The 25085-nt window shown below is 57.6% G+C and carries 25 protein-coding genes and 1 pseudogene; 12 read left to right on the plus strand and 14 right to left on the minus strand.

Annotation, left to right across the window (positions count from 1 at the left end; genetic code table 11):
* Positions 1 to 310: 310 nt before the first annotated feature.
* The gene (locus D6Z43_RS13720) at positions 311 to 1606 is read left to right on the plus strand and encodes an AAA family ATPase (protein WP_120652731.1); all 1296 of its coding nucleotides are present in this window, start codon (positions 311 to 313) and stop codon (positions 1604 to 1606) included.
* Positions 1603 to 2085: a hypothetical protein gene (locus tag D6Z43_RS13725; RefSeq protein ID WP_120652732.1), complete on the plus strand. Its 483-nt coding sequence runs from the start codon at positions 1603 to 1605 to the stop codon at positions 2083 to 2085. Before D6Z43_RS13720 ends, D6Z43_RS13725 begins: the two co-directional genes overlap by 4 nt.
* 440 nt (positions 2086 to 2525) lie before the next feature.
* Here the strand turns inward: D6Z43_RS13725 and D6Z43_RS13730 are convergent, their stop codons facing one another.
* The 5 genes from D6Z43_RS13730 to D6Z43_RS28375 form a co-directional block, all read right to left on the minus strand.
* Positions 2526 to 2993 (minus strand): hypothetical protein, encoded by a 468-nt coding sequence (locus tag D6Z43_RS13730; RefSeq protein ID WP_120652733.1) that lies wholly within the window; start codon positions 2991 to 2993, stop codon positions 2526 to 2528.
* A 168-nt stretch (positions 2994 to 3161) separates the two neighbouring features.
* Positions 3162 to 3515, minus strand: a complete 354-nt coding sequence (locus D6Z43_RS28780; protein ID WP_371924397.1) for a DUF6527 family protein — start codon at positions 3513 to 3515, stop codon at positions 3162 to 3164.
* Between the two features lie 3 nt (positions 3516 to 3518).
* Positions 3519 to 4931 (minus strand): ThiF family adenylyltransferase, encoded by a 1413-nt coding sequence (locus tag D6Z43_RS13740; RefSeq protein ID WP_120652735.1) that lies wholly within the window; start codon positions 4929 to 4931, stop codon positions 3519 to 3521.
* Entirely contained in the window at positions 4928 to 5308 is a 381-nt protein-coding gene (locus D6Z43_RS28370; protein ID WP_256661011.1) for an E2/UBC family protein, read from the minus strand. Before D6Z43_RS28370 ends, D6Z43_RS13740 begins: the two co-directional genes overlap by 4 nt.
* 3 nt (positions 5309 to 5311) lie before the next feature.
* Positions 5312 to 5833: a multiubiquitin domain-containing protein gene (locus D6Z43_RS28375; protein WP_256661012.1), complete on the minus strand. Its 522-nt coding sequence runs from the start codon at positions 5831 to 5833 to the stop codon at positions 5312 to 5314.
* Positions 5834 to 5978: 145 nt separating this feature from the next.
* Here D6Z43_RS28375 and D6Z43_RS13750 point away from each other — a divergent pair, with 145 nt between their 5' ends.
* The 5 genes from D6Z43_RS13750 to D6Z43_RS13770 are packed head-to-tail and all read left to right on the plus strand — an operon-like array spanning position 5979 to position 8373.
* Positions 5979 to 6194 (plus strand): ribbon-helix-helix protein, CopG family, encoded by a 216-nt coding sequence (locus D6Z43_RS13750; RefSeq protein WP_120652736.1) that lies wholly within the window; start codon positions 5979 to 5981, stop codon positions 6192 to 6194.
* Positions 6191 to 6808 carry a GNAT family N-acetyltransferase gene (locus tag D6Z43_RS13755; RefSeq protein WP_120652737.1) on the plus strand — a complete coding sequence of 206 codons (618 nt, stop codon included), beginning with the start codon at positions 6191 to 6193 and terminating at the stop codon, positions 6806 to 6808. Before D6Z43_RS13750 ends, D6Z43_RS13755 begins: the two co-directional genes overlap by 4 nt.
* A 1-nt stretch (position 6809) precedes the next feature.
* Positions 6810 to 7292, plus strand: a complete 483-nt coding sequence (locus tag D6Z43_RS13760; RefSeq protein ID WP_120652738.1) for a helix-turn-helix transcriptional regulator — start codon at positions 6810 to 6812, stop codon at positions 7290 to 7292.
* A gap of 8 nt (positions 7293 to 7300) precedes the next feature.
* Positions 7301 to 8230: an ImmA/IrrE family metallo-endopeptidase gene (locus D6Z43_RS13765; protein ID WP_120652739.1), complete on the plus strand. Its 930-nt coding sequence runs from the start codon at positions 7301 to 7303 to the stop codon at positions 8228 to 8230.
* Positions 8227 to 8373, plus strand: a complete 147-nt coding sequence (locus D6Z43_RS13770; RefSeq protein WP_371924399.1) for a DUF3363 domain-containing protein — start codon at positions 8227 to 8229, stop codon at positions 8371 to 8373. Before D6Z43_RS13765 ends, D6Z43_RS13770 begins: the two co-directional genes overlap by 4 nt.
* 355 nt (positions 8374 to 8728) lie before the next feature.
* Here the strand turns inward: D6Z43_RS13770 and D6Z43_RS13775 are convergent.
* The 4 genes and pseudogenes from D6Z43_RS13775 to D6Z43_RS13790 form a co-directional block, all read right to left on the minus strand.
* Positions 8729 to 8839: pseudogene (locus D6Z43_RS13775) on the minus strand (ABC transporter ATP-binding protein); the annotation flags it as partial.
* Between the two features lie 90 nt (positions 8840 to 8929).
* Positions 8930 to 9394: a hypothetical protein gene (locus D6Z43_RS13780; RefSeq protein WP_120652741.1), complete on the minus strand. Its 465-nt coding sequence runs from the start codon at positions 9392 to 9394 to the stop codon at positions 8930 to 8932.
* An 84-nt stretch (positions 9395 to 9478) separates the two neighbouring features.
* Positions 9479 to 10882, minus strand: coding sequence for a DEAD/DEAH box helicase (locus D6Z43_RS13785; RefSeq protein WP_120652742.1), 1404 nt, complete (start codon positions 10880 to 10882; stop codon positions 9479 to 9481).
* Positions 10879 to 11469, minus strand: a complete 591-nt coding sequence (locus D6Z43_RS13790; protein ID WP_120652743.1) for a hypothetical protein — start codon at positions 11467 to 11469, stop codon at positions 10879 to 10881. Before D6Z43_RS13790 ends, D6Z43_RS13785 begins: the two co-directional genes overlap by 4 nt.
* Positions 11470 to 11573: 104 nt before the next feature.
* On the opposite strand from D6Z43_RS13790, the gene D6Z43_RS13795 reads away from it, so the two are divergent.
* From D6Z43_RS13795 to D6Z43_RS13805, 3 genes are all read left to right on the plus strand, one after another.
* The gene (locus tag D6Z43_RS13795) at positions 11574 to 11795 is read left to right on the plus strand and encodes a helix-turn-helix domain-containing protein (RefSeq protein WP_120652744.1); all 222 of its coding nucleotides are present in this window, start codon (positions 11574 to 11576) and stop codon (positions 11793 to 11795) included.
* Between the two features lie 1373 nt (positions 11796 to 13168).
* The gene (locus tag D6Z43_RS13800) at positions 13169 to 14194 is read left to right on the plus strand and encodes a MoxR family ATPase (RefSeq protein ID WP_120652745.1); all 1026 of its coding nucleotides are present in this window, start codon (positions 13169 to 13171) and stop codon (positions 14192 to 14194) included.
* A complete protein-coding gene (locus D6Z43_RS13805) occupies positions 14191 to 15522 on the plus strand; it encodes a DUF58 domain-containing protein (protein WP_120652746.1) in 1332 nt (443 codons plus the stop codon). The genes D6Z43_RS13800 and D6Z43_RS13805 overlap by 4 nt, the downstream gene beginning before the upstream one ends.
* Positions 15523 to 15621: 99 nt before the next feature.
* Here D6Z43_RS13805 and rhlB read toward each other — a convergent pair whose 3' ends face one another.
* The 5 genes from rhlB to D6Z43_RS13830 form a co-directional block, all read right to left on the minus strand.
* Positions 15622 to 17097 carry an ATP-dependent RNA helicase RhlB gene (rhlB, locus tag D6Z43_RS13810; RefSeq protein ID WP_120652747.1) on the minus strand — a complete coding sequence of 492 codons (1476 nt, stop codon included), beginning with the start codon at positions 17095 to 17097 and terminating at the stop codon, positions 15622 to 15624.
* Positions 17098 to 17195: 98 nt separating this feature from the next.
* Positions 17196 to 18353: a dipeptidase gene (locus D6Z43_RS13815; RefSeq protein ID WP_120652748.1), complete on the minus strand. Its 1158-nt coding sequence runs from the start codon at positions 18351 to 18353 to the stop codon at positions 17196 to 17198.
* Positions 18354 to 18437: 84 nt separating this feature from the next.
* Positions 18438 to 19376 carry a GGDEF domain-containing protein gene (locus D6Z43_RS13820; RefSeq protein ID WP_120652749.1) on the minus strand — a complete coding sequence of 313 codons (939 nt, stop codon included), beginning with the start codon at positions 19374 to 19376 and terminating at the stop codon, positions 18438 to 18440.
* A 310-nt stretch (positions 19377 to 19686) separates the two neighbouring features.
* Entirely contained in the window at positions 19687 to 21588 is a 1902-nt protein-coding gene (locus D6Z43_RS13825; protein WP_120652750.1) for an acyl-CoA synthetase, read from the minus strand.
* Between the two features lie 29 nt (positions 21589 to 21617).
* A complete protein-coding gene (locus D6Z43_RS13830) occupies positions 21618 to 22277 on the minus strand; it encodes an alpha/beta hydrolase (RefSeq protein ID WP_120652751.1) in 660 nt (219 codons plus the stop codon).
* Between the two features lie 478 nt (positions 22278 to 22755).
* Here D6Z43_RS13830 and D6Z43_RS13835 point away from each other — a divergent pair, with 478 nt between their 5' ends.
* Complete coding sequence (locus tag D6Z43_RS13835; RefSeq protein ID WP_120652752.1) at positions 22756 to 23784, plus strand: amino acid ABC transporter substrate-binding protein; 1029 nt, start codon at positions 22756 to 22758, stop codon at positions 23782 to 23784.
* Between the two features lie 109 nt (positions 23785 to 23893).
* Positions 23894 to 25081, plus strand: coding sequence for an amino acid ABC transporter permease (locus tag D6Z43_RS13840; protein ID WP_120652753.1), 1188 nt, complete (start codon positions 23894 to 23896; stop codon positions 25079 to 25081).
* Positions 25082 to 25085 lie beyond the last annotated feature (4 nt).

Consider the following 25085-nt stretch of genomic DNA (forward strand, 5'->3'; position numbering starts at 1 on the left):
CCTCAGTCCCAAAATTTACGGAGCCACCTCCTGCAGAAAATGTCCGCTTCTGGCCGGTTGTGCCCTATCGCGATAGGCCGGAGTCGACCCACAGCGGCCAGTCGCGTCAGGCGGAAACCGGCAAGAAGCAGCCACTCAGTTCGGACTGCTTTCGACCCTTTGCGGGTGGTCGCATGCGTCTAGGAAACCAACGTCGACTCACTCGCTCTCAACAAACGTAGCTCTGGTGTAAATTGGTTGAAATGACTCAGAATCGGCCAAATTTTTCTAGAAAGCGTATGAAGCGTCATCACTCCAGCAAGGAGCATACATGTTAAAAAGCATTCATATTGAGAGTTTCAAAAGCTATCTTAGCCAGGATTTGCAGCTTGCGCCGCTTACTCTGATGATTGGTGCAAACGCATCGGGCAAGAGCAACGCTCTTGAAGCGTTCCGCTTTTTGTGTTGGTTAAGCCAGGGACAAAAACTCTCTGTGCTCAAACATCGCGTTGACGACTCTGAAGAAATTCTTCGCGGTCAAATTAAGGATCTTGGCTATCTGGGCGCATCCTCCATCAAGCTAGGATGTCATACAGATGATAAAGGCTGGGATAAGCTTGAGGTAGAGATTGCAATTCGTGAGAACGAATTACACATAACCCAAGAAAGTATCTCATCTCCCTCTGAAAACTTTCCGCTTTATCGAGTTGAGCAAGCCGCGACCGGATTAAATTCCGACATTCGAGTAGCCTACAACAACTTTGCTCGGGGAGGAAAAAAACCACAAGTAACCTGCACAGACCAGATAGCAGTAATGTGCCAGCTCGCAAGCTCAGCACTGTTTGAGTCAGGGCACAAAAAAGCGCAAGTGGAAATTCCCAAAGCAACGGATAAATTTCAAAGCCTTCTATCGAATACGCTGTTCCTAGATCCCGTACCTTCACTGATGCGCGGGGATAGTTATCCTGACAAGAAGCTTAGAGGTGACTGCTCTAATCTTTCAGGAGTATTGCATACACTATGGCAGGATGATGTTGCTCGACCCATAATCATTGAATTTATCAGGAGTCTGCCTGAACAAGACGTTAAGAGTATAGATTTCTTCGCGGATCGACGGGGGCGCTTTTCGCTCGAATTGGTAGAAAGCTTTGGTAATGTCGAACGGAAATGGTCTGTAGAGGTGTTGTCAGACGGGACACTTAGAGTTCTCGCCATAGCAGCTGCATTGCTTTCCGCACCTGAGGGGTCAACAGTAGTGATCGAGGAGGTGGATAACGGCATCCACCCCTCGCGCGCCAGGCAACTACTGAAAACGATGCGAGACCAAGCCACGGCACGCAACATTCGCTTGCTATTGTCAACCCATAATCCTGCACTGATGGATGCACTCCCTGATGAGGCTTTAGCCGATGTCGTTTTCTGCTACCGTGACTCTTTACAGGGTGATAGCAGGTTACTGCGCCTATCGGACCTTCAAGATTATGCAGCCTTGGTATCCCAAGGGCCTTTAGGTGAGCTGATCACTAACGGAATAGTTGATCGTTTCGTCAAATCCCCTGTCACCCCGGAAGACAAGAAGAGAAAGGCGCTTGACTGGTTGACCCGCATGCAGGGTGTCGATCAATGAGTGCCATTTGCTTAATCGATACAAGTATCTTTCTTAATATCCTGAATGTTCCTGGGAGAAATAATGAGGTCGCACAAGTAACTCAAAGTTATCAAGAATATGTGGAGCTTGGCTGTACGTTTATTCTTCCTATGGCAACCATTCTCGAAACCGGCAATCATATTGCGCAAAATGGCAATGGCGCAGTTCGACTGTGTACAGCAAAGCGCTTTTGCGAAGCAGTTGCAGGGGCTTTCTCCGGCGAGGCTCCATGGCGGCCAAGCGAATTTCCCAACAGCTCAGAAGTGACTTCTTGGATTAATGAATTTCCGCCCCTTGCGGGCCAGAACAAGTCGCCCTCAAAAACAACGGAAGGAACCAGTTTCGGAGATCTCAGCATCATAAAAGAATATGAAAAATGCCTTCGTAAATTTAGCATGTCCGAAGTTTTCATCTGGTCCCTGGACTCCGACCTGTGCAACTACCATCGAAAGCCCTGATACTGTTTAGAGTACAGATTTGGTCTCGCTCACGTGCATCCCGAGACAGAGGTGAGTGACAGCTTTTGGCCGAGTTCTGCCGTTGGTGAGAGGCGGCTTTCGGCAGCCAAAAACGCCCATTCTGGCCGGGTCAGCATTCGAGTTAGGACATTGTCGGAAAAAGATCTGTCACCTGTTCTGATCGCTGGACCACCCACCACTTCATCCCGGGACTCCAGGATGGCCAGTCTGCTGCGGTAGAGCCTTGAATACGCATCGGAAGTAGTGGGGTTGGTCACAAGAAGAACAGTGTCGCACTTCATCATCCAGTGGGGCTGGGAGGGAGTTTTCAGCTTCACAGCGGGTACAGCGATAATCGAAATAGTGAAGCCTTTTAACCTTCAACGTGCTCCCGAACCCCTTGATTCTGTATCGAGCTGGACAGGCCGAGTTGTAGCACTCTAATTCGGCCTGAGATCGATTTGCTCGCCACTGAAATAAATTGCTGTGCCACATTTGTCACAGGGGACGTGAGCCGTGATGGTGAAGCTCATTACCATGCTGGAGTCCGCAACGTACTCTAGCCTCTCCAGAATGTTGCTGAGTGATGGCGCGTCTGGCGGAGTGGCGCTGTCCTGCTCGAAAAGAGCGGGAACATGAAGAAACTTGCCGAGCTTGTTGTAGTTCTTGTTCAACCATTGAACTGTCAATGCACGCGCCTCACCCAGATCTGTCCAGTCTCCTAACGGAGACCCATCCTCTGCGACCGAGCTAATCGACATCGACACGCTTTGATCTGCTCGCGGTTCAAAACCCAACAGGAGCTTCATGGCTTTGTTGGGCTGCCATGTGCGATACACCTCGGGAGGGTTTTTTCCGGCTAGTTGAGAAAGCTTCGCGTAAACGATCTTCTCAATGGCGAAGCGCATTTCCAAGCATGCGTACCGAAGTGAGACTTCGTCTCCGGCCCTCAAAAGCGTCCGTGCCCGTTCTAGATACTCTGCCACATTGAAAACGTCCACCTTCCACTCCCATCGCCTGCCCAATGCTTTCGCACCACGCGCTCACCCCAATGCAGAAGTCATGTTCATCTTCTTCTAACGCCCGCTGTCGCGACACCATTCAACATCTCCATTTCTAATCCAATAGTGCCCTCGGCAGGCGTTCAATTGACGGACTGACGGAAACACAGTCGGGCGACTGAGCCAATCTGAAGACAATCTCCAACTAGGCCTGGTCTTGGGGTTAAGAGATAGCTGCATTCGGTTCCCACATCCACAAGGACAGATGAAGCAGGCCCATTTCTCCTTACCACCACTTTTCACTAGCACTAGCTCACCAGCTGTGAGCTCTTCTGGAGCAGGATGGCGATCGACAGTCCTTAAAAGGTATCTAGGAGGTCGAATTACCCGCAATGCGACCATGACGTTTCTGACAAAGTGCTTCAGCATGATCTAGCCCACTCGATCAAGGAACGGCTCAATGTCACCGCGCCCCCAGTAAGTCATATCAGTACAAATCGGGCAGTTTGGATTGTGTAGCGCTCCTGGTTTTCGATCCTGGAGAAGGTCAAATCGCCGGACTCTCTGCCAAGTCCACCCCTGTTCACCCCGAAAATTTGTTAATCCTTGGAGTAACTCATCGACTGCCAAACAAGCAGTTGCTGTTGTGAAGGTCACAACAGCAGGAGCGGGGTTATCTCCACCCCGGACATATGCTTCTCGCTTTCTACGCTCATGCTCTTCGGGGTTGTGACGCCGAAGGCTTTCTTCGCGCGCGCGAGTAGGGTTAACAATGCCTCGACACAGCAGGCAAGATGAGCCCGGCACAAGAATCGTGACTCGACCGCTCAGGTCCAGCATTCCAACGTGCTGCTGGCCTGGTTGAATGGCCAACCCCATATCGATGACCGGGATGAGGTAGAAGTACGCCAATCTGTTAAGCATCAATCGCCCATCGTGATCGTCGGTGCAGCCAAAAATCACGTCGCAAGATTTCAGCGCGTCCCGGCACTCGGGAGATCCAATCCAACTCCTGATCGGCACCACGCGCACCCCAAGGGCAAGTTCGGTGATTTCACGTGCAAGCACTTCCACTTTGGGGCGCATAGCGTCGGCATCCGCTCTCCTTGCTCCATGCAGACGGTTGAGATTTGTAACCTCAACAATGTCCTCATCGAAGAGGACTATCTGACCTACACCCAAGCGTGCCAGGAGCAGTGCTGTCGGACTACCCGTTCCGCCACAGCCAACGATTCCTACTTTGAGCCCTCGGAGCCGCGTATTGATAACAGGCCCGAACGCTAGCGCTTGGCGGGCGAACGCTTCATTTTGGGGGCATTGCCCATCGGTGACATCAAACACCTTCAGATTACGTCCGATAACTCGAACAGGATTGATCGCAATTGGCTCCAGGTCGTTTAGCCAAACACGAGCACGGACCTCGTCCGCCCCGGCCAGCACAATGCTAACCATTACGGCACCAGCGCCGTTACGGTTTCGCGCCAAGCGAAACAACTCTGCTTCATTGATGCCATCTTGCTCGGAAAACGACGCAGGTCCGTTTGGGTGCGTATGGACCACGCCCACTACCAGATTTTCATTGGCCGCGCGCTTGAGCAGCCGGATGAAAGACTGCGTAGACCATGTAACGTGAACCGGGCTGCTGGATATCCAGTCCTCTTCCGGAACGGCAATCACCTCATGCGAGCTATAACGAGTCCGGCTACGACGATCCCAGGGGTCAGAGGTGATAAGGGCTTGGCCAAAAAGCACATAAGCTGCGGCCTCGCTGCCATCCTCTCGATGTGTCAGTTCGCGGAGCTGCTCAAGATGCTGCTCCTGAAGCGTCAGGTCCGTAAGAGTCATGCGGCCACCTCCATTGCGGTCTCAATTCGCTTCAGCATGGTCCAGATACCATCGATACCCGGACGCCAGTGATTGTTATGCCGGGACCATCGTTGCCAGGATTGCCCCAGATAGGAATGCGCTACGTCGGCTGCTCGAGGGTAGGTGGTGGAACTTGCCAACTTGAGCCAAGGCAGTGTGTAAAACATGTCTGGTGCACTGTCCGGGTAACTCGTTGGCAGCAGGATAAGCACGTCCGCTGCCGGCGCGTCGAAGTGCCCCACCGGCAGAGAAACATTTTTCAGAAGGAGGGCCTTCTGGCCCTCTGCTTCGACTTCCTGAAAATCCACGCCTCGATCGTCCAAATAGCGACGGCATTTGAGCGGGAGGAAGGACATAGATCAGCCCTCCGTGGTTTCGACGATGCCAGTGAAGAAGCGCTCAACACCCGGCCGCGACAAATCGAAGAGCTCCTGATCGCCGATGCGCAGGTCTTCACCGCGGTGAACCTCCAGCCACACCCCGTACGTCGCGAGATCAACCGCGGCCAGCTTCTTTAGCGTGAGGCCGGAAATGCGAGTTCCGCCCCATTCGAAGTTGCGGCCATCGAGTTCGAAGCGGAACGAACGATCGTTGCGGAAGATCAGAAACGCCTCAACTCCGCGAGTCCGTAGGTCGGTAGTCTCATCCGGACGGAGCTCTTCCAGGAGTCCGCTGGAGAGCACCTGAAACACCAGATGCTCTTCGGCCGGACGAGAGCCAGCAGCTTCCAGGATCTGACGACCGGTTGGCACCGGATCCTCCAGCGTGACAGGGTGGTATTCCAGTTGCTCGTTGCCAACTTGGATCAAGTAGGGACCATGATCACGTACGCCCCGACCCGAGCGGACCGCATCTTTCACATCTTCGATTTCACCATTCATAGCTACACCTTTTCCGTAAGCAGTCGAGGTTACGACCATGTGCGTAATTTATAGCTATTTTTTAGCTAGTCAATAGCTTTGACGTGGCTGTTTTTTGGTGATAACGTCACTGGATCATCCATAAATTCGCCCGAAGGATTCACCAATGGCTGCTGCCAAAAAGACCATGACTCTGAACCTGACAGATGCAGAGATGGCCGCTCTGGAGGAGCTTTGTGAGAAGAAGGATCTCAGCAAGACCTCTGTGGTCCGTCAGGCCTTGCGTCTATATCAGCTGATCGAAGCGAGGATGGAGAAGGGGGATAAGCTGTTTTTTGAGGACGAGAAGACCAAGCAGAAAGCAGAGGTCATGATGCTATGACGATCAGCACTGTCCCTCTCTGGCAGCCCAGCACCCAGTCATGGGTAGAAGCCAGCCTTCAACCTATAACTCAGAAGGATGCGTCTGACTGGGTACAGTACTGGGTACCTGCCATCCAAAACGGATTGCAGCAAGCCACGATCCGAGCCGCCAGCGTTGACGTGGGGCAAATCCCACGCTGGAACTGGAAAGACAAAATTGAGGCGATCCATGGATTGCTCAGCAAAAACGGGTTCAGCATCACCTATGAGGGTGTGACTCAAGGGCTCATGATTTACGACCTATCAGTACATCGGTGTCGTTTGGAAGAGCAGAAAGGAAAGGATCTCGTCTATGTTGAGTACTTGGAGGTCGCTCCCTGGAACCGCAATGACCTTATGCAGGGGCAAGCAAGGTTCGGCGGCATAGGCAGCACCCTTTTAGCGGCAGCAATTGAGCTAAGTCGACAAGAGGACTTCAAAGGGCGCATAGGTCTTCACTCACTGCCGGGGTCTGAATCGTTCTACGCCTATGGCGGTATGTCGGACTTGGGAGTAGATGAAAGTTCTGAAGGCCTACGATATTTCGAGATGACAGCAGAACAAGCAACTGCTTTCTTTCGGAAGGGCGATTAATATGAAAATTGAAATTACTAAAGAATGGATGCGTCGAATGGCGACGATAGAGGAAAACTCTGTTATAGGTGCAGGCCTAGTTGCTAGAGACCCCGCCGCAAAATCTTTTAAAGATTTTATAGTTCCTCCAGTAGATGAAGCAAATTTAGCATTCGGGCGCTTCGTTTGTCTGATGAGAAGAAAACAGGGGCTAAGCTTAGAAGGATTAGCTGAAAAAGCTGACATTGAGCTCTCCGATCTCGTAGAAATCGAAGGTGATACTAGGCATAGGCCAGAGCCTAGAACCGTTTATCAACTAGCCAGTTATTTTCACATAAACAAATCCAATCTAATGCAAATAGCTGGATTATCTACAAGAAGAGACGAAAGGTTAGTAAATGAGTCCGTGAGATTTGCAGCTCGCTCAGATCCATCAGCATCACTATCCAAAGAAGAAAGTAGCGCACTGGATGCGTTTATCAGGGCGCTAGATAGCCAAGAGTAAGGATACCCGTGACTAAAAGCTTAATAGTTTCTCCAAAAACAGCAAAAGATATCGACAGTAGAATCGATAGAGTGTTGAAGGGGCTGGGTTATCCTGAACCGCCGCTGCGACTGGAAGATGTTAGGGAGCTTTTGAGGCTTGACTTGAGGTTTTACACGGCTGATAACCCAGGCTACCTTCAAGAGGTCACGAATCGAATATTTGTTGGCACGAAACAAGTCTTTCAGCGACCAGCTCTATTGATGGACGCCATCAGCAAGCTTTCGCTGCAGGCGCTTTATTTACCTGACCGTAAAAGAATCCTTCTCGACGACAATGTACCTAAATTAAAGCACCGCTGGAACGAAGCTCACGAAATTGGACACAGCTTACTGCCATGGCACCAGGAAATGATGCATGGAGATGATGAAAATACCTTATCTCAGCACTGCCATGAACATATAGAGCTGGAAGCAAATTTTGCAGCTGCACGGCTATTATTTTTGCGTGACAGATTTACTGAAGAGGCCCGCGCAATGGCCGAGAAATTCGCTTCAATCAAGAGCCTTCAAACCGCTTACGGTAATACATTATCCACCACCCTTTACCGTTTTGTTGAATGCATCGGCACTGAAAAACCAGTTGTTGGCGTTATATCAGGACATCCACATATTTCAAAAAGAACGGACAAATTTGATGCAGCCAATCCCTGCAGGCATTTTATTCAGTCACCAGCATTCGCTCAGAAATTTTCTAATGTATCGGAATTAGAGGTTTTCAAATCAATTTCGGCATATTGTGGTAGACAAGGTGGAGGCATTCTTGGGGAGGACGAGGTTTTCCTTGAGGATGATAACGGCCAAAAGCATATTTTCCGTTTCGAAACTTTTTATAACCGATACGATTGCCTTACCTTAGGAGTCCATCTGGCCCCTGCAAAAAGCCCTATATTCTTTTGATTCATGAAAGGGGAGCGACAAGGTTCTCCCTGATGCCGTGGAAGTCGCTATTTGAGCAACGGATGGGTCAGCAGATTGCCACGACGGTATGTGGCGATTGGGTGTCGCGAGAGGTTGGGCAACAACGTGGGCCTGTTGCCTGAGCCGCAATTCAGTGTGAGCTGTCGTCGTCCGTAATAACGTTCAACCCTGAAAGCGCTTGCCATACTTTCAGACGTTTTTTTGGTCGACGGCGCGCACGTTTCGCTCCCAAATCGGACGCTTATTCAGGTGGATGACAGGATATCTGAGAGGCGCTTACGTAGCGCCAAGTGAACGTCCGCTTCCGGCCGATTCTGTTGAAAAACTCCCTCCGCAATGTCTGGCCGCGAAAGTGAGCGGCTGACGTTGAAATCTGAGCCAGCGTCAACACTGAATTGCTCCAGATTTCGCATAGCGACGCCTCAATCGGATGTATTTCCGGCCTCGAATGAGTGAATCGTGACGACACCGACTTTTTCAACAGAATCGGCCAGAACCGGACGTCCTGATCTCACCGTTCGCCATCACGGGCAGCTTCAATGCATGGTTGGCGCTTTGCTCGACGAGGACGATAGTCATGCCGGTCTTCGTCTCGCCTTGCTTCACCTCCAACGACACCGTTCCTGCAAGGAGTAGGTTGATCTGTGCTATTGCCCGCCCATGCAAAGGCGCGCTGGGTCAGCCATGTGGGATGCCCTGGAGTTCGTCATACGCTGCTGCAACTACTTGATCAGGATGTGTGGTCAGTAGGTCTTGAGGTCGTTTGCCACCCAAGTAGCTATTTACGGAGACGAACCAACAAGCGACTCCCCAACTGTCCTTCGTAGGTCCAAAGGCTCTCAAGACATCAGACATAGCCTTTATCGGCCTATATCCGTCCAGTTCATCCAGTGCATAACTCGGAAAATAGTCGCCGCCATCGTGGTGGATCGAGAATATCTTCCCATCTCGCAGCCACCCCGAAGTCTGATCCGTAGCGCCCTTGCCGTGGACACCACAAAGTCCCTCGATTTCCGTCGCGGAGAGCCACCGAGTGCTTTCCAGTACACCTTGCTTGGCCCTGGTCAGCATCTGTGCGGTCTTGTGATCCGAAGTGAGTTTCATAATCGTGCCATTTGAAAAAGGAAGCATGACCCAGCGCAATAAGCTCTCCTGGCTCACAGTGTTAGGTTAGCCAACCCATCATTTCCCCGGCTACGACTTCCCATTGAGCACGGCGTCGCAGCGTTAAAAGCAAGCTAGCAACTGCTGCCTGTAATGCTGGGAAAAACTCACCTGATAACTTGGCTCGGCTGTAGCGCCCCCAAGAGAAATTATGGTCGTAGCGACTGCTCCGATAGTCTGACCAGTGTTATTTCCCATATTGCCGTCTAGGCCATTGATATTGCCGGGAGCACCAATAAAACCAGGTTGCTTGGCATCTGGAGTGAAGGCTGGCATCTGTACCGCGTTTAGTACCGCTAGGTCATCCGGTAGGTCATCCGCAATTCGCTCTGCAAACCCCTGTAGCGTCAGTTCCGCCAGCATATACATCCATGCCTGATCATCGGCCTCGCCTGTGCGCCGAAGCACTCGCCCCAGCACTTGCCGGTAATGCAACTCGGTGCGGATGCGGCTGAGATAGCAGCACACTTGCAGCCGTGGGATGTCCGTGCCTTCGCTGATCATTCCAACCGCAACAATCCACCGGCAGGCGCCATGTCTGAACGCATTGATCACCTGCTGCGCATCCGCGGTTTTGTTGGTCACGATGCGGCAACCCTCACCCCTGGCGCCCAGGGCTTGAGCAATTTGCTGGGCGTGCTCTATGTCGCTGGCAACCACCAAACCAGCCGCATCAGGTTTGATCTGGCGAAGCTCATCCAGTTTGCTGCAGCCGAGATCGAGCAGTTGCTCGATCACCTCGTCATGCCGCAGCAGTTCTTCGTAGGTGACGGGTGATTCCCCCAGCAGCTTGGCAATGCTGGGAAACATCCTCACTGTGCTGTCAGTACCCTGCTCCTCGGTGAGTTTCACCTTCTGATTGTCGAGTAGGACAATGCGCGGAGAACGGCACACTCCGTCGGCAATGGCTTCTTTCAGGCCATAGCGGTAGTCGCAGATCAAGTGCCTCTCTGGCGTCGAATAACGCGCCTGGGCAATGGCCCTGTCGTCCGAACGCCATGGTGTGCCGGAGAGAGCCAAGGTGAAGGCAGCCCGGTCTTGTATCCGGCACAGTATCTGTTGACCCCAGGCGTTGCTGAGAAGGGGGTCTTGACCAGCGCAGTGGTGGATTTCATCGAAGACCACGAACACTCGATAGTCATCAAGAAGCTGCCAGAACCCCTCATCTCGGTATTCCATGGCCTGGTAGGTGAACGCCGCTCCCACTGCGCCTATCTGGCCATCCAGACGCCTGCCGAGCACCGCAGCAAAGGTCGAGCGAAAGCCCTCAACAACTTGGCAGGACGGCGCAAAGCACAACACCAGATCGATCTTGTCCTGCTCAAACAGTTTGCCGGCCAGCTCTGCAGCCATACGCGTTTTGCCGGCACCCGGCGTTGCCTGACAGAAGAAGTGCGGCGTGACGTTAAAGTGCTCCAACGCCATGTTGATGCAGCTGAACTGCCAGTCTCGTAGCGATCTAGTCATCGTGCAGCAGCAAGCGTCATGAGTGTCTTCTCGATAGCACGGAGATGCCCCAGCAGGCGTGAACTGCGGTCTCTAGCCTCCAGGTACTCGGCTTCGACCTTGTCACGCAGATGCGGCATATCATCTAGGAGCAGCTTGTATCGTTCCGCCTCGCCCATCGACGACAGGAAGTCCAACCGGATCTCATTATGGAGCGCCTCCAAGTGCTGCTCCGCATTGGATGAAGGTTGAAGCGGATCAGACGGATCATCAGGACCTGAAGATTCCTGCACTGGCTCAGACGCAGTTTTGAGACTGTTCTCGAACCCGTTGTCGATCAGCTCCAGCTGCAGATGGGCCGGTGTGGGTTGCAGGCAGTAGACCTGCCCCCGCGCCCGACGCTCCTCATCGAGTACAACCCAGCCGATGCGCAGCATTCGGCGGATTTGCTCATACACATAGCGGCGCACATCGCCGATACGGAAAGTCATGCCATCCAGGCGCTTGGCATAGGCATCACGCAGTTCACGAGTCGTGAACCTTGCTCGCGCTTCCTCCTGAAGCAGCTCATACAGACGCCTGTCGAAGGTAAACGAGGCCGTTTTCATCGAGGGACCACAAGAGTTAACGCGTAAAAAATACGGATTATAATCCGTGGCTCGTGTGTCCGCAAACGCACGATAGTGCCGCCTCAAGTGAAATTGAGACGGTCATGGACAACTTGGCGAAAGCGTTAGGGGAACGCATCCGAGCCCAGAGGAAGGCCTGCGGAATTTCTCAAGATGCTCTAGCGCTGGCCTGCAGTATCGACCGCAGCTACATGGGGCGGATCGAGCGCGGTGAAGTAAACATCACCGTCGAGAAGCTATATCGGATCGCAAGCGAGCTCGCCTGCGAACCGTCCTGCCTTCTGCCTCAGATGTCAGAGCTATAGCCCAGCATCTGATTGAGAGCGGCGCTCCAAAAGCCCTTTCGAATAGACGTTTAGACGAATGGGCCAGCCAACCGCCCAGTGGGTTCACACTCCTTGCCCTTCTCCAAACCGACCTTAAGGAAACGACGCTGATTGGCGGAAACTTGTCCGGCCAAACGGCGAGCTTCAGCTTCATACTGCTCGATTGGCGAGGGTAGAGCGTGACGATCCTTAGGTTGCATGAGCGATCTCCACCGCAGCGGGATGTGGGGAGAATTTCATGGGCTCGAGCCGGCCGCAAGCACGGCACAGCCAGCTGACTGTCTGGCTAGCCCCTCTAAGACCCTCCGGTTCTCGGAAATTCGAGATCCTCAATTCAGCTACGTACACGACCCTGGCCTCCCTCCCTGATTCGTCCACCTTCGGCCTGGGAATAGCCTTAGCGTAGCCTCAGGCTGCACTTACGAAATTGGACAAGCGGCCACGCGTGGACACCAGATTGGTACAGCATCATGATCAGGCCGATGGCTAAGGGGATATGCTGAGGGGGCAAGAATGACTAGCAAAGCTGCATACGTATCCTGCTACCGGACAATCTGCGACTCCGTGGACCGCCACTGTGATGTTCGCGGAAGCGTTCTAAGCGATGTGGTGCATTTGTGCCTCCTGAATCATGGAAAGCTGGCGCAGGCGCGACGCGAGCAATTTCGTCGCTATGCTCCTGAGGAGGTTTTCGACTACGTCGAGGCCGTAGCAACTACTGTCCTATACGGAAGCCAAGGTCTGCTCGGAAGGAGTAGAACTATGGCCAACTCTAGTGGGGCGGGAAGGCATTAACGCTGACATTAGCGCTCCAAGTTCTACCTGCCGTCACGTCAGCCCACAGGAAACTGTCCTAACGATTGGCTCCTGCGTGGATCGCGAGAGTCATTCCTCCCTGGCTGCTAAATCCACGGTTGCTTAATGAGGTGCTGTGACGCGGCATAATTGGGCCCATCGGGTCGGCTTCTGACAGTTTCAACGGACTGAGACCGGCCCGAAGCAGCCCCTTGGAAGTGGTTACAATATCAGGGACGATTCAGTCTGATCAGTTGATGAACGTGCTTGACCAGGTAAACAGGAAGTATCGGAAGAATGCGCTTCATTCTAGACGCATCCCCAAGGAGCCAGGGTGGTCATCACTAGCATCTTCAAAATCACTAGCGCAAAAGCCCGGCTCTTGGTGTCGTTATCCAGCACTTCAAGCGACAGCTTCTCGTGGCCGGATTGCAACTGTGCAGGTTGGCAGTCACTCACCCGCTCCGCACAAAAAAACTCGAAAAAAGTTAGATTAGGTAAGTGATTGATTTATGACAGATAAACCACATGTAACAGTTAACAGGGTTCCGGAACGCATGAGCGAAGAGATTTCCGATCCGTCGCAAACCGAAGCCAGCAGCGCTTCCGCGCCCTCGGCCGCCATCCAGCGTCAGCGCGCCAGCCAATTGGCCCAGGCGTTGCGCGTGGAATTGCAGAAGGCCGTGATCGGCCAGGTCGCCGTAATCGACGATGTGCTCACTGCCTTGCTGGCTGGCGGCCACGTATTGGTGGAAGGTGTGCCGGGCCTCGGCAAGACGCTGCTGGTCCGCGCCCTGGCCCGCTGCTTCGGCGGCGAGTTCTCGCGTATCCAGTTCACCCCCGACCTGATGCCCAGCGACGTGACTGGCCACGCCGTGTATGACATGCAGAGCGAGCAGTTCAAGCTGCGCAAGGGACCGGTGTTCACCAACCTGCTACTGGCGGACGAGATCAACCGTGCCCCGGCCAAGACCCAGGCCGCGCTACTGGAAGTGATGCAGGAACGCCAGGTGACTCTGGAAGGCCGCGCCCTGCCGGTACCCCAACCCTTCCTCGTGCTGGCGACGCAGAACCCTATCGAGCAGGAAGGTACCTATCCCCTGCCAGAAGCCGAGCTGGACCGCTTCATGCTCAAGCTGCGCATGGATTACCCGGCCGCTGATGAAGAACTGAACCTGGTACGCCAGGTCACCCGCTCGGCTCGCGCCGATATGCTCGAAGTGGCGCCGTTGCGCACCCTGTTGCAAGCCCGTGACGTCCTGGCTCTGCAGAGGATCGCCAGCGATCTGCCGGTGGACGACCAGGTGCTGGACTACGCCGTGCGCCTGGCCCGCGCCACACGTAGCTGGCCTGGCCTGGCCATGGGGGCCGGACCGCGCGCTTCCATCGCCCTGGTCCGCGGTGGCCGTGCCCGCGCACTGCTGCGCGGCGGCGATTTCGTGCTGCCGGACGACATCAAGGGCTGTGCCCTGGCGGTACTGCGCCATCGCGTACGCCTTTCGCCGGAACTGGATATCGAGGGCCTGTCGGTGGATCAGGTACTCCAGCAACTCCTAGATCAGGTACCGGCGCCGCGCCTATGAAGCCTTCCCGCGCACTGCTGGTGCTGGTGGCCGGGCTCTTCGGCCTGGCCCTGCTGCTCGGCACGCTGCCAGCGTTGGGCATCAAGCTGCCCGAGCAGTTGAACCTGCTCTGGTGGGGTCTACTCTGCGCCCTCATCCTGCTTGGCCTGTTGGATTGCGCCTGGCTGCGCCGCCTGCCATCACCGCGCCTGGAGCGTAACCTTCCGGGGAATCTGGCACTGGGACGCTGGAGCGATGTCCGACTGACCCTCCATCACGGCTATGGCCGCTCCGTGGAAATCGATCTGTTCGACCAGGTCCCGGCCGCCATGGAGTTCGAGCCCCTGCCCCAGCGCGTAGCTCTGCACCCGGGTGAGCACACCGACTTCGGCTATCGGGTGCGCCCAGTCAAGCGCGGCCATTTCCACTTCCCAGCCTGCGAAGTGCAACTGCCCAGTCCGCTGGGCCTGTGGCGGCACAAGCGCGTGCTCGACCTGCCCGGTGAAGCACGCGTCTACCCGGACTTCGCGCGCCTCTATGGCGCGCAACTGAAGGCCGTGGACGACTGGCTCAGCCAACTCGGCGTGCGCCAGCGACCGCGCCGCGGCCTGGGCCTTGAATTCCACCAGCTTCGGGAGTTCCGCGACGGCGACACCTTGCGTCAGATCGACTGGAAGGCCACCGCGCGCAAACGCACGCCGATCGCCCGCGAGTACCAGGACGAGCGTGACCAGCAGATCGTCTTTTTGCTCGACTGCGGTCGCCGCATGCGTAGCCAGGACGGCGATCTCTCGCACTTCGACCACGCCCTCAACGCAAGCCTGCTGCTCAGCTATGTGGCGCTGCGCCAGGGCGATGCGGTTGGCCTGTCCACCTTCGCTGCCGAACGTGATCGCTTCGTGGCGCCGGTGAAGGGGCCGGCGCAGTTGAATGTGCTGCTCAATGGCGTCTACGACCTGGACAGCACCCTGCGCCCAGCCGACTACAGCGCCGCTGCGGACGTGCTGCTGGCACGCCAGCGGCGCCGCGCACTGGTGGTACTGGTGAGCAACTTGCGCGATGAGGACGACACTGAACTGTTCAACGCAGTGAAACGCCTCGGTCGCCAACACCGACTGCTGGTAGTCAGCTTGCGTGAGGAAGTCCTCGACAGCCTGCGCCATACCCCGGTCCAGGGCTTCGATGACGCCCTCGCCTATTGCGGCACAGTGGACTACCTGAATGCCCGCAACAGCCTGCATGAACGCCTCGCAGCCCACGGCGTGCCGGTACTGGACGCGCGCCCCAGCGAGCTGGGACCCCAGCTGGTGAGCCGCTACCTGGCGTGGAAGAAGGCAGGAGCGCTGTAGGGGCGAATTCATTCGCCAAGGAGAACGCAGGTCTCCCCCTCCCTCCCCCAAAGAAAAAGGCGAAGCACCTGGCTTCGCCTTTTCCCACTCCACTGAACCTCAGTGGTGCTTGCGCGGCACCGACTTGAGCAGTTCGGCCGGAGGCATCTCACAGTTGATCTTGCGCCCCAGCAGCTCCTCGATCGGCGGCAGTGCGAAGGCATCGTCCTCACCAGCGAAGCTGATGGAGGTGCCGCTGGCGCCAGCGCGGCCGGTACGGCCGATGCGGTGGACGTAATCGTCCGGATCTTCCGGCAAGGTGAAGTTGATCACGTGGCTGATGCCGTCGATGTGGATACCACGGCCGGCGACATCGGTGGCCACCAGTACGCGGATCTTGCCTTCACGGAAGCCTTCCAGGGTCTTGATGCGCTTGTGCTGGGGCACGTCACCGGACATCTGGGCGGCGCTGATGCCGTCCTTCGTCAGACGTTCCTCGATACGGCGCACTTCGTCCTTGCGGTTGGCGAAGACCATGACGCGGGTCCAGTCGTTCTGGGCGATCAGGTTGTAGAGCAGCTTGTACTTGTCGCTGCCAGCCACGGCGTAGACGTGCTGTTCAACGGTTTCGCTGGCAACGTTCTCCGGCTCGATCTCGACGATGGCCGGGTCGACGGTCCACTGCTTGGCCAGATTCATCACGTCTTCGGTGAAGGTGGCCGAGAACAGCAGGGTCTGGCGCTCCCCCTTGAACGGAGTCTGGCGGATGATCTGGCGCACTTGCGGAATGAAGCCCATGTCCAGCATTCGGTCGGCTTCGTCCAGCACCATCACTTCGACCATGTCCAGGTGCACTTCGCCGCGCTGGTTGAAGTCCAGCAGCCGGCCGGGGGTGGCGACCAGGATGTCGCAGAAGCGCGATTCCAGTTGCTTGAGCTGCTTGTCGAAGTCCATACCGCCGACGAAGCTCATTACGGTCAGGCCGCTGTGCTTGGTAAGTGCCTGGGCATCCTTGGCGATCTGCACTACCAGTTCGCGGGTCGGCGCGATGATCAGCGCGCGCGGCTCGCCCATGTAGCGCTCTTTCGGTGGCGGGGTCTGCAGCAGCTGGGTAATGGTGGAAATCAGGAAGGCGGCGGTCTTGCCGGTACCGGTTTGGGCACGGCCGATTGCATCCTTGCCCTTCAGGGTGTGGCCGAGGACCTGTGCCTGGATCGGGGTGCAGTAGGGGAAGCCCAGATCGTGGATGGCGTGCATAAGGCTCGGATCGAGGTTGAAGTCGTGGAAGCGGGTTTTGCCTTCCTGGGGCTCCACCACGAAGTCTTCGAGCTTCCAGTTATCCACAGGGCGCGCAGCCTTGGTTGGGCGCTCACGACGCGGCTTGTCGGATTTTGGTTTGTCGCTGCGGGGCTTTTTCTCGCCACGGGGCGGGCGTTCGCTGGAGCCTTCGGCCTTTTCGCCTGCTTCGTGAGGCGCTTTCTTCGGTTTGGCCGGACGCTCTTCCTTGTCGGTACGGGCGGGGGCTGGAGCGGTTGGGGTGGGGCCGGCCTGCGGCTCTTCACCCTTGCTGAAAATCTTCTTGAGTGCTTTGAGCACGGTGGTCTCGTCGATTGATTAAGGAATGAACGGCCGCCAGTGTAAAGCAAGATGCCCGCAGGGCGAAGAGCTGCGGGCATTCAAGGGCTTGACTTGGACTACGGAAGCGTCTCCAGCAGCAGCCTGCGAACGTTTCCGCCCATGATGAGGGCAATGTCCGCTTCGCTGAATCCGGCGTCCTTGAGGCCTTGGGTCAGTTGCGCCAGGCCACTGGTGTCGAACGGGGTGTGCACGGCGCCGTCGAAGTCCGAACCCAGCGCTACGTGTCGCACGCCCACCTTGTCGGCGACATAGCGAATCGCCGTGACGATGGCTTTCACCGAGGTCTCGCACACTGCGGTGTCCCAGTAGCCGATGCCGATCACCCCGCCGGTGGCGGCAATGCGCTGGACATGTGCGTCACTGAGGTTCCGGGTGCCCGGGCAGGTGCCTTCGACACCGGTGTGGGACACCAGCACCGGACGCTCGGCCATGTTCAGCACGTCGTCGATCAGCGCACGGGACGCATGGGCCAGGTCCACCAGCATCTTCTTCTCTTCCAGGTGGGCTATGACCCGGCGGCCGAAGGGGGTCAGACCGCCCTTCTCCAGGCCGTGGGCGGAACCACCAACCTCGTTATCGAAGAAATGCGTCAGGCCCATGATGCGGAAACCCGCGTCATACATACGGTCGACGTTCTCCAGCCTGCCCTCCAGCGGATGCAGGCCTTCGGTCGCAAGGATGGCGGCCGTCTGGTTCGAATCCTTCTCCCATGAGGCGAGGTACCTGGCGAAATCATCGCGGCTGCGCACCAGGGTCAGCTTGCCCTGGCTGCCGGCTGCGGCTTCTTCCAGCTTCTTGCCTTGATACAGGGCACGTTCCAGCAGGCTGTGCCAGGTCGCACGGGGCCAGCGCTGGGCCATGACCAGCAGGGTGATGTCGTCGGTGTCCGAACCATTGCGCTCGTAGTTGAGGCCGCGCGGGGTCTTGGTGACGGTGGAGAACACCTGCAGGCCGACATGGCCTTCGAGCAGGCGGGGCAGATCGCTGTGGCCGAAGTCATGGCGCTCCAGCAGGTTGCGGTTCCACAGCAGCGCATCGTCGTGCAGGTCGGCGACGAACAGGGTCTTGTGCAGTTGCTCGGCCTCGTCCGAGGCGCGATAGGGTGGCGGCGCGGCTACCGTGTTCATTTCACGGTCGAGGAACCCCGGCAGGTAGAAGAAGATCCCCAGGCCAGCGGCCGCCAGCAATAGCAAAGCGATAAGGAGTTTACGCATGTCCAGCTTCCCGGCTGTCTTGTAGTGAACGGACTCTAGCAAACAGACGTTTGAAGGAAGCGGAAATGTAATGCAGGGATGAAATTACCCGTTCAGCCGGTTACGCCCATCCTGCTTGGCCTGGTAGAGCGCGTTGTCGGCCCGTGAAATCATGCCCTGCAGGCTGTCCGGACGCTGCATCTCCGCGAGACCGATTGAGATGGTCACGCCGGGCAATACGCCCAGCGGTGAATAGAAGGAAGGGATCTGCTCCAGGCTGCTCCGCAGCCGCTCGCCGATGGTGCGGGCCTCTTCGCCGCCCATTTCCGGAAGCAGGATGACGAACTCCTCGCCGCCGTAGCGCGCCATGCTGTCCTTGGGTCGCAGCTGGTTGCGCAGGGTGTGGGACACCAGGCAAAGCGCGTAGTCCCCTGCCAGGTGCCCGTGGCGGTCGTTGTATGACTTGAAGTGGTCGACATCCAGCATGAGCATCGACATTGGCTGCTCATTGAAGGAACAGCGCGTGCTTTCGCGCTGGTAGATCTGCTCCAGCCAGCGCCGGTTGAAGAGCCCGGTCAGGGTGTCGATCTTGGCGTTCTGCTCGGTGTCGAGAATGATCCGGTTGCCCTGACGCACACGGTCGCAAAGCACTTCCAGCAGGTTCTGCATCAACTGCGGCGACTGCTGGAACAGGCTGACGAGCGATTGCCGATGCAGACGCAACACGGTAGTGGGTTCTGCGGCCACCACGTAGGCCGAAGGATGGTCGTTGTCGATGAAGCTGATCTCACCGGCGCACTCTCCAGGCCCTATGGAGCTGACGGGATTGTTGTCCAGCGAGCCGAGGTAAACCTTCAACCTCCCGCTCACAACGAGATAAAGGTACTGGTTGCGGTTGAACGGACTCAGCACAATCTCGCCGGCATCCAGGTCGCAGGCGCGGAACTCCTTGAGCAATTGCCCGAGGCTGCTCGCCGTGACGTTCTGGAACAGACGCAGTCGGCCCAACAGGGCCATGTCTTCTTGCCAGTGGACATGCTTCATGGCTGCAACGGCCTCGGATGGCAGTCGAAGCGGACGGCACCGCTAACGATCCCTGTCTCAGTTGTTAACCCAGTGCGACAGTATTCCCGCACTTTTGGACTGACAATGCCCGCCCAAAGTTGGGCCGACGGGCGGCAGGATATCGGTAAGGAACGCGACAATTCCTGATATTCGCCACAATTTCGCAACAGTTTTATGGACGCACGGAAACGCCCCGGACAACTACCCAGGGCGCCGGCGCCAAACAATCAATGTTGCAGTGACCAGAAGGCCGCCCGGAGGCGGCCTTCTGAGGGCAGTATAGATGGCCTCAAGCCATCAGTCTGAACTTCACCGAGTAGCCCGCCATGCGTGCTTCCAGCAGCGCCCGCAGTGACGCATCCAGCCCCGGTACGCGGATCTCGGCGACCTGACCGTGGCGATCATCGTTCACCATCTCCACCGTCACGCCTTGGGCGATAGCCCCCAGTACTTCTTCCAGCACTCGGCGAGTGGCGTCCAAGCGCAGCGCCGGCTTGAAGGTCTTGCCTACCGCGGTCACCGGGATGGCCTCGATGATCCACACATCCTTGGGCACTGCCGCGCGCTCGGGCACATGAAGCGATGCGTGCGCCAGCAACTCGGCCTCGCTGACGACGGCACCAGGCTTGAGCTGCACATAGGCCACAGGCAGTTCACCAACCTTGTCGTCCGGCTTGCCCACAGCAGCGGCCATGGCCACGCCAGGGTGACGATGCAGGGCTTCCTCGATCATCTGCGGATCGATGTTGTGCCCGCCGCGGATGATCAGGTCTTTGCTGCGGCCGGTGAGCCAGATGTAGCCGTCGGCGTCCATGCGGCCAAGATCACCGGTGTTGAACCAGTCGCCATCGACCCAGATGTCCTTGTTCTTGCTCGCCTGCAAGTAGCCCTTGAACACGGTCACGCCACGCACGCAGAGGTTGCCGATCTCATCGGAGGCAGCATCGCGCAGGTACTGGCCCTGCTCGTCGAGTACCGCGATCTTCACCTGGCAATAGGGCATGCGCATGCCGATGGAGCCTGGCCGGCGCTCGCCGTGGGCCGGATTGCCGCAAGTGCCGCAGGTGGCCTCGGTCAGGCCGTAGCCTTCGATCAGCTTGAGGCCGGTCTTGGCCTCGAACTGGCGGATCAGCTCGACCGGCATGGGTGCAGCGCCGCACAAGGCGTAGCGCAGGCTGGACAGGTCGTGCCCCTCGCTGGGTACCTGCAGCAGGCCGGCATAGATGGTCGGCACACCGCTGAAGAAACTCACGCGATAGCGTTCGATGACTTTCCAGAAGTTCTGGATCAACCGTGTGTTGCGATAGCCCTGTGGCGTGGCGATGAGGATTTCCGCTCCAGCGAAGAATGGGGCAAGTCCGGTGACCATCACGCCGTTGACGTGGAACAGTGGCAGCCCGCAGAGCGTATTGTCGCCCTCACCCAGGTTGATCGCGTAAGCGAGGATCATCGCCATGGCCACTTCGTTGCGGTGGCTGTGGGGCGCCAGCTTAGGCGTTCCGGTGGTGCCACCGGTGTGGAAATAGGAGGCTACATCATCCGGCGCAATCACCCGACCGCTCTGCAAGTGGTCGGAGGGAAAGCGGTCGAGCAGCTCATCGAAATCCAGCACACCCTCGGGCAACGCTCCGCGCTGAGCCTTGACGGCACTGCGCTGCGGCTCAGGCAGCAGATTGGCCAGGTCGACCGTGACGATGGCTTCCAGCTCGGGCAAACGGTCACGCAGGCTGGCAACCTTGTCCCAGAGATCAGTACCGGGGAACGGCGCCAGGGTCACCAGCACCTTGGAGTCGGCGGCATGGACCAGCTCGGCGATGTGCTCCGGCTCCAACAGCGGGTTGATGGCATTGACCACACCAGCCGCCTCCCCGCCCCAGATGGTGAAGTGCGTATGGGGCAGGTTCGGCAGCAGGAAGGACACCGCCTTGCCCGGACGCACACCCAGATGGTGGAAGGCGTTGGCGGCCTGGGTCACCCGCGCCAGCAGCTCCCCATAGGTCAGCTCGACGGGCGTCTCTTCAGCGTCGCCCTGAAGCAGGAAGGTCATGACTCGCTTGCTTGGGTAACGCTCGGCGCTGCGACGGATCAGCTCGTAGGTGCTGTCCGGCATGCCGCGCTGTTCCAGTGAAAGACGCTCGAGTTCTTCGATATCGCGCAGGTTGGCGATGGGCGGAGCTAAGGTCTGGGCCATGGTCGCTTCTTGTTCTGAAGGGTTGCAGTTCAGCTGTGCAGCCGTTCCACCAGCCAGGTGCCGATGTCGCGGATCTGCTGCGGCAATACTTCGTGGGCCATTGGATAGTCGCGCCACTCCACGGGGACCCCGGCGGCCACCAGGCGATCGTGGGCGGAGCGCCCCATCGCGGGAAGCACCACATCGTCGAAAGTGCCATGCAAGCAAAGGACTGGCAGTTGTCGTTTTGTATCCGACAGTGTCATTTCATCGCTGAAGGTCGGTGCGTAGGTGGAAAGCGCCAGCACACCACCCAGCTCATCCGGCCAGCGCAGAAAGGCCGTGTGCAGGACGACTGCGCCGCCCTGGGAGAATCCGGCCAGGAAGATGCGGCGCGGCTCGATGCCACCGTCGACCTGTGCCTGCGCCAGGGCCATGACCTGTTCCGCCGACTCTTCCAGCTGGGCCTCGTTGATGGCGCGCTCCGGACTCATGGCAAGGATGTCGTACCAGGAGGGCATGGCCCAACCGCCATTGATGGTCACGGCGCGAGTCGGTGCCTGCGGTAGCACGAAGCGGGTTGTACCCAACACTTCCTGCAGGGCCTCGGCCACTGGCAGGAAGTCATAGCGATCCGCGCCGAGGCCGTGGAGCCAGATAATGCAGGCATCGGCACGATGTGGGGGCTCGAGGATCAGTGTGTCGCTCATGTGTGGCTCCGTTGTGGTGCATCTGCACAGTTGTGGGGCGATGACATTGGAAGGGATGGTTTGATAACTGAAAAAGATGTCGCACCGCTAAAACTTTACCTATTGACCTATCGGAATAGGCCTACTGGCACCTGGCTGGTACGTCCTTTGCTAACGAGCTCCAGACTGAATATTGCGCCTGGGTTCGGTAACACTTGCCCTGGCGTGCAGCGGGTTGGGTAGCAACTCAGGTTGCTACCTTGCAGGCGATCACCTGGTGCCATTCGTGGTGCGAGGGTGGCGCAATCCGTCTCCAGCCCATTTGACCAATGGGCGAGGAAAGGTCTGGTGGCGAGCGGAGCAGCGCCAACTAGACTCCTTCCTTAGGTCTGACACCCCGGTTGACCTTTTCCAGTGCATGAAAGGTTGAACCTGCCTCACGAGGGTACGGCGGTGGGACCGAGACTCCAACACCAATAAAAGCAACTGGAGGTTTTTGATGAAGATGGTGAAATCCACCCTGGCCGTGCTGACCGCGGCAACCGTTCTCGGTGTCAGCGGTTTCGCGCAGGCGGGCGCTACCCTGGACTCGGTGAAGAAGAAAGGCTTCGTACAATGCGGCATCAGCGACGGCCTCCCGGGCTTCTCGTATGCCGATGGCAAGGGCAACTACAAAGGCATCGACGTTGACGTTTGCCGTGCCGTTGCCGCCGCCGTGTTCGGCGATGCCAGCAAGGTCAAATTCAGCCCGCTGACCGCCAAGGAACGTTTCACCGCGCTGCAGTCCGGCGAAGTCGACGTCCTTTCGCGCAACAGCACTTGGACCAGCTCCCGTGACGCAGCCATGGGCCTGAACTTCACCGGCGTGACCTACTACGACGGTCAAGGCTTCCTGGTGAACAAGAAGCTCGGCGTTTCCAGCGCCAAGGAACTCGATGGCGCCACCGTCTGCATCCAGGCCGGTACTACCACCGAGCTGAACCTGTCCGACTACTTCCGCGCGAACAACCTGAAGTACACCCCCATCACCTACGACACTTCCGACGAGAGCGCCAAGTCGCTTGAGTCCGGTCGTTGCGACGTGCTGACCTCCGACCAGTCCCAGCTCTATGCACAGCGCATCAAGCTGGCTGCCCCGGACGAGTACGTGGTACTGCCGGAAGTCATCTCCAAGGAGCCCCTCGGCCCGGCCGTACGCCAGGGTGACGAGGAGTGGTTCGACATCGTGCGCTGGTCCCTGTTCGCCATGGTGAACGCCGAGGAACTGGGCATCGACTCGAAGAACGTCGAGGAAATGGCCAAGTCCACCAAGAACCCCGACATTGCTCGTCTGCTGGGCACTGAAGGCGAATTCGGCAAGGACCTGAAACTGCCGAAGGACTGGGCGGTGCAGATCGTCAAGCAAGTTGGTAACTACAGTGAAATCTTCGATCGCAATATCGGTGCCGGTAGCGAGCTGAAGATCGAGCGTGGTCTCAACGCCCTGTGGAACAAGGGCGGTCTGCAGTACGCACCGCCGGTGCGCTGACCGTCGCCCGGCGGCCACATGACGTGGCTGCCGGGTTTGAGTTCCGTTTCAACGCGAACCCTGGCCGCCGTCCCCCATCCGGTCGGCCAGTGGTTCCCAGAGGGCTGTCATGCAAAAACCTGCCAACGCCCCGCGTGCCCCGAAAGGTTCGGTCTGGACCGATCCCAAGGCACGTGCGTGGCTATTCCAGATCATCGCCGTCGTCGCAGTCGTGGCACTGGGCTGGTATCTGTTCCAGAACACCCAGCACAACCTGCAACAGCGCGGCATCCTGTCCGGCTTCGATTTCCTCGAACAAAGCGCCGGCTTCGGGATTTCCCAACACCTGATCGACTACAACGAAAGCCACAGCTACGGCCGCGTCTTCGTCATCGGTCTGCTTAACACGCTGCTGGTTTCGGTCATCGGTATCATCTTCGCCACCATCCTCGGCTTCATCCTGGGCGTGGCGCGCCTGTCGCCGAACTGGCTGGTGCGCAAGCTGGCGACCGTCTACATCGAGACCTTCCGCAACATCCCGCCGCTGCTGCAGATCTTCTTCTGGTACTTCGCGGTCATGCTGCCCATGCCGGGGCCGCGCCAGAGCATGGCCATCGGCGAGCATTTCTTCCTCAACAACCGCGGCCTGTACATGCCGGCGCCAACCATCGCCGATGGCTTCTGGCCGTTCCTGATCAGCCTGGTACTGGTACTGGCGGCGATCGTCGGGACTGCCCGCTGGGCCAAGGCCAGGCGTGAGGCCACGGGCCAGCGCTTCCCGGTGCTGCTCACTGCCCTGGTACTGCTGGTAGTGATTCCGGGCCTGGTGTCGCTGGTGTTCGGCGCGCCTTTCGAGTGGAGCATGCCGGTACTGCAGGGCTTCAACTTCCGTGGCGGCTGGGTGGTGATTCCGGAACTGATCGCCCTGACCCTGGCGCTCACCGTGTACACCGCGGCATTCATCGCCGAGAACGTGCGCTCCGGCATCCAGGCGGTCAGCCACGGCCAGACCGAAGCCGCGCGATCCCTGGGCCTGCCCGCCGCCAAGACCCTGCGCCTGGTGATCATTCCGCAAGCCCTGCGCGTGATCATCCCGCCGCTTACCAGCCAGTACCTGAACCTGACCAAGAACTCGTCCCTGGCGGCCGGCATCGGCTACCCGGACATGGTCTCGCTGTTCGCCGGTACGGTGCTGAACCAGACCGGCCAGGCGATCGAGGTGATCACGATCACCATGAGCGTCTACCTGGCCATCAGCATCAGCATTTCCCTGCTGATGAACTGGTACAACAAGCGCATTGCGCTAGTCGAGCGGTGAGGTC

Source organism: Pseudomonas sp. DY-1 (genome assembly GCF_003626975.1).
GTDB lineage: Bacteria > Pseudomonadota > Gammaproteobacteria > Pseudomonadales > Pseudomonadaceae > Metapseudomonas.

Bases quoted from the DNA above. Each gene is read 5' to 3' on its own strand.
- D6Z43_RS13725 (WP_120652732.1), top strand. From the start codon at position 1,603: ATGAGTGCCATTTGCTTAATCGATACAAGTATCTTTCTTAATATCCTG.
- D6Z43_RS13730 (WP_120652733.1), bottom strand. From the start codon at position 2,993: ATGCGCTTCGCCATTGAGAAGATCGTTTACGCGAAGCTTTCTCAACTA.
- D6Z43_RS13760 (WP_120652738.1), top strand. From the start codon at position 6,810: ATGAAAATTGAAATTACTAAAGAATGGATGCGTCGAATGGCGACGATA.
- D6Z43_RS13830 (WP_120652751.1), bottom strand. From the start codon at position 22,277: ATGAGCGACACACTGATCCTCGAGCCCCCACATCGTGCCGATGCCTGC.
- D6Z43_RS13820 (WP_120652749.1), bottom strand. From the start codon at position 19,376: ATGAAGCATGTCCACTGGCAAGAAGACATGGCCCTGTTGGGCCGACTG.
- D6Z43_RS13750 (WP_120652736.1), top strand. From the start codon at position 5,979: ATGGCTGCTGCCAAAAAGACCATGACTCTGAACCTGACAGATGCAGAG.
- D6Z43_RS13800 (WP_120652745.1), top strand. From the start codon at position 13,169: ATGAGCGAAGAGATTTCCGATCCGTCGCAAACCGAAGCCAGCAGCGCT.
- D6Z43_RS13755 (WP_120652737.1), top strand. From the start codon at position 6,191: ATGACGATCAGCACTGTCCCTCTCTGGCAGCCCAGCACCCAGTCATGG.
- D6Z43_RS13815 (WP_120652748.1), bottom strand. From the start codon at position 18,353: ATGCGTAAACTCCTTATCGCTTTGCTATTGCTGGCGGCCGCTGGCCTG.
- D6Z43_RS13740 (WP_120652735.1), bottom strand. From the start codon at position 4,931: ATGACTCTTACGGACCTGACGCTTCAGGAGCAGCATCTTGAGCAGCTC.
- D6Z43_RS13805 (WP_120652746.1), top strand. From the start codon at position 14,191: ATGAAGCCTTCCCGCGCACTGCTGGTGCTGGTGGCCGGGCTCTTCGGC.
- D6Z43_RS28370 (WP_256661011.1), bottom strand. From the start codon at position 5,308: ATGTCCTTCCTCCCGCTCAAATGCCGTCGCTATTTGGACGATCGAGGC.
- D6Z43_RS28375 (WP_256661012.1), bottom strand. From the start codon at position 5,833: ATGAATGGTGAAATCGAAGATGTGAAAGATGCGGTCCGCTCGGGTCGG.
- D6Z43_RS13795 (WP_120652744.1), top strand. From the start codon at position 11,574: ATGGACAACTTGGCGAAAGCGTTAGGGGAACGCATCCGAGCCCAGAGG.
- D6Z43_RS13825 (WP_120652750.1), bottom strand. From the start codon at position 21,588: ATGGCCCAGACCTTAGCTCCGCCCATCGCCAACCTGCGCGATATCGAA.
- D6Z43_RS13785 (WP_120652742.1), bottom strand. From the start codon at position 10,882: ATGACTAGATCGCTACGAGACTGGCAGTTCAGCTGCATCAACATGGCG.
- D6Z43_RS13720 (WP_120652731.1), top strand. From the start codon at position 311: ATGTTAAAAAGCATTCATATTGAGAGTTTCAAAAGCTATCTTAGCCAG.
- D6Z43_RS13840 (WP_120652753.1), top strand. From the start codon at position 23,894: ATGCAAAAACCTGCCAACGCCCCGCGTGCCCCGAAAGGTTCGGTCTGG.
- D6Z43_RS28780 (WP_371924397.1), bottom strand. From the start codon at position 3,515: ATGCTGAAGCACTTTGTCAGAAACGTCATGGTCGCATTGCGGGTAATT.
- D6Z43_RS13835 (WP_120652752.1), top strand. From the start codon at position 22,756: ATGAAGATGGTGAAATCCACCCTGGCCGTGCTGACCGCGGCAACCGTT.
- D6Z43_RS13790 (WP_120652743.1), bottom strand. From the start codon at position 11,469: ATGAAAACGGCCTCGTTTACCTTCGACAGGCGTCTGTATGAGCTGCTT.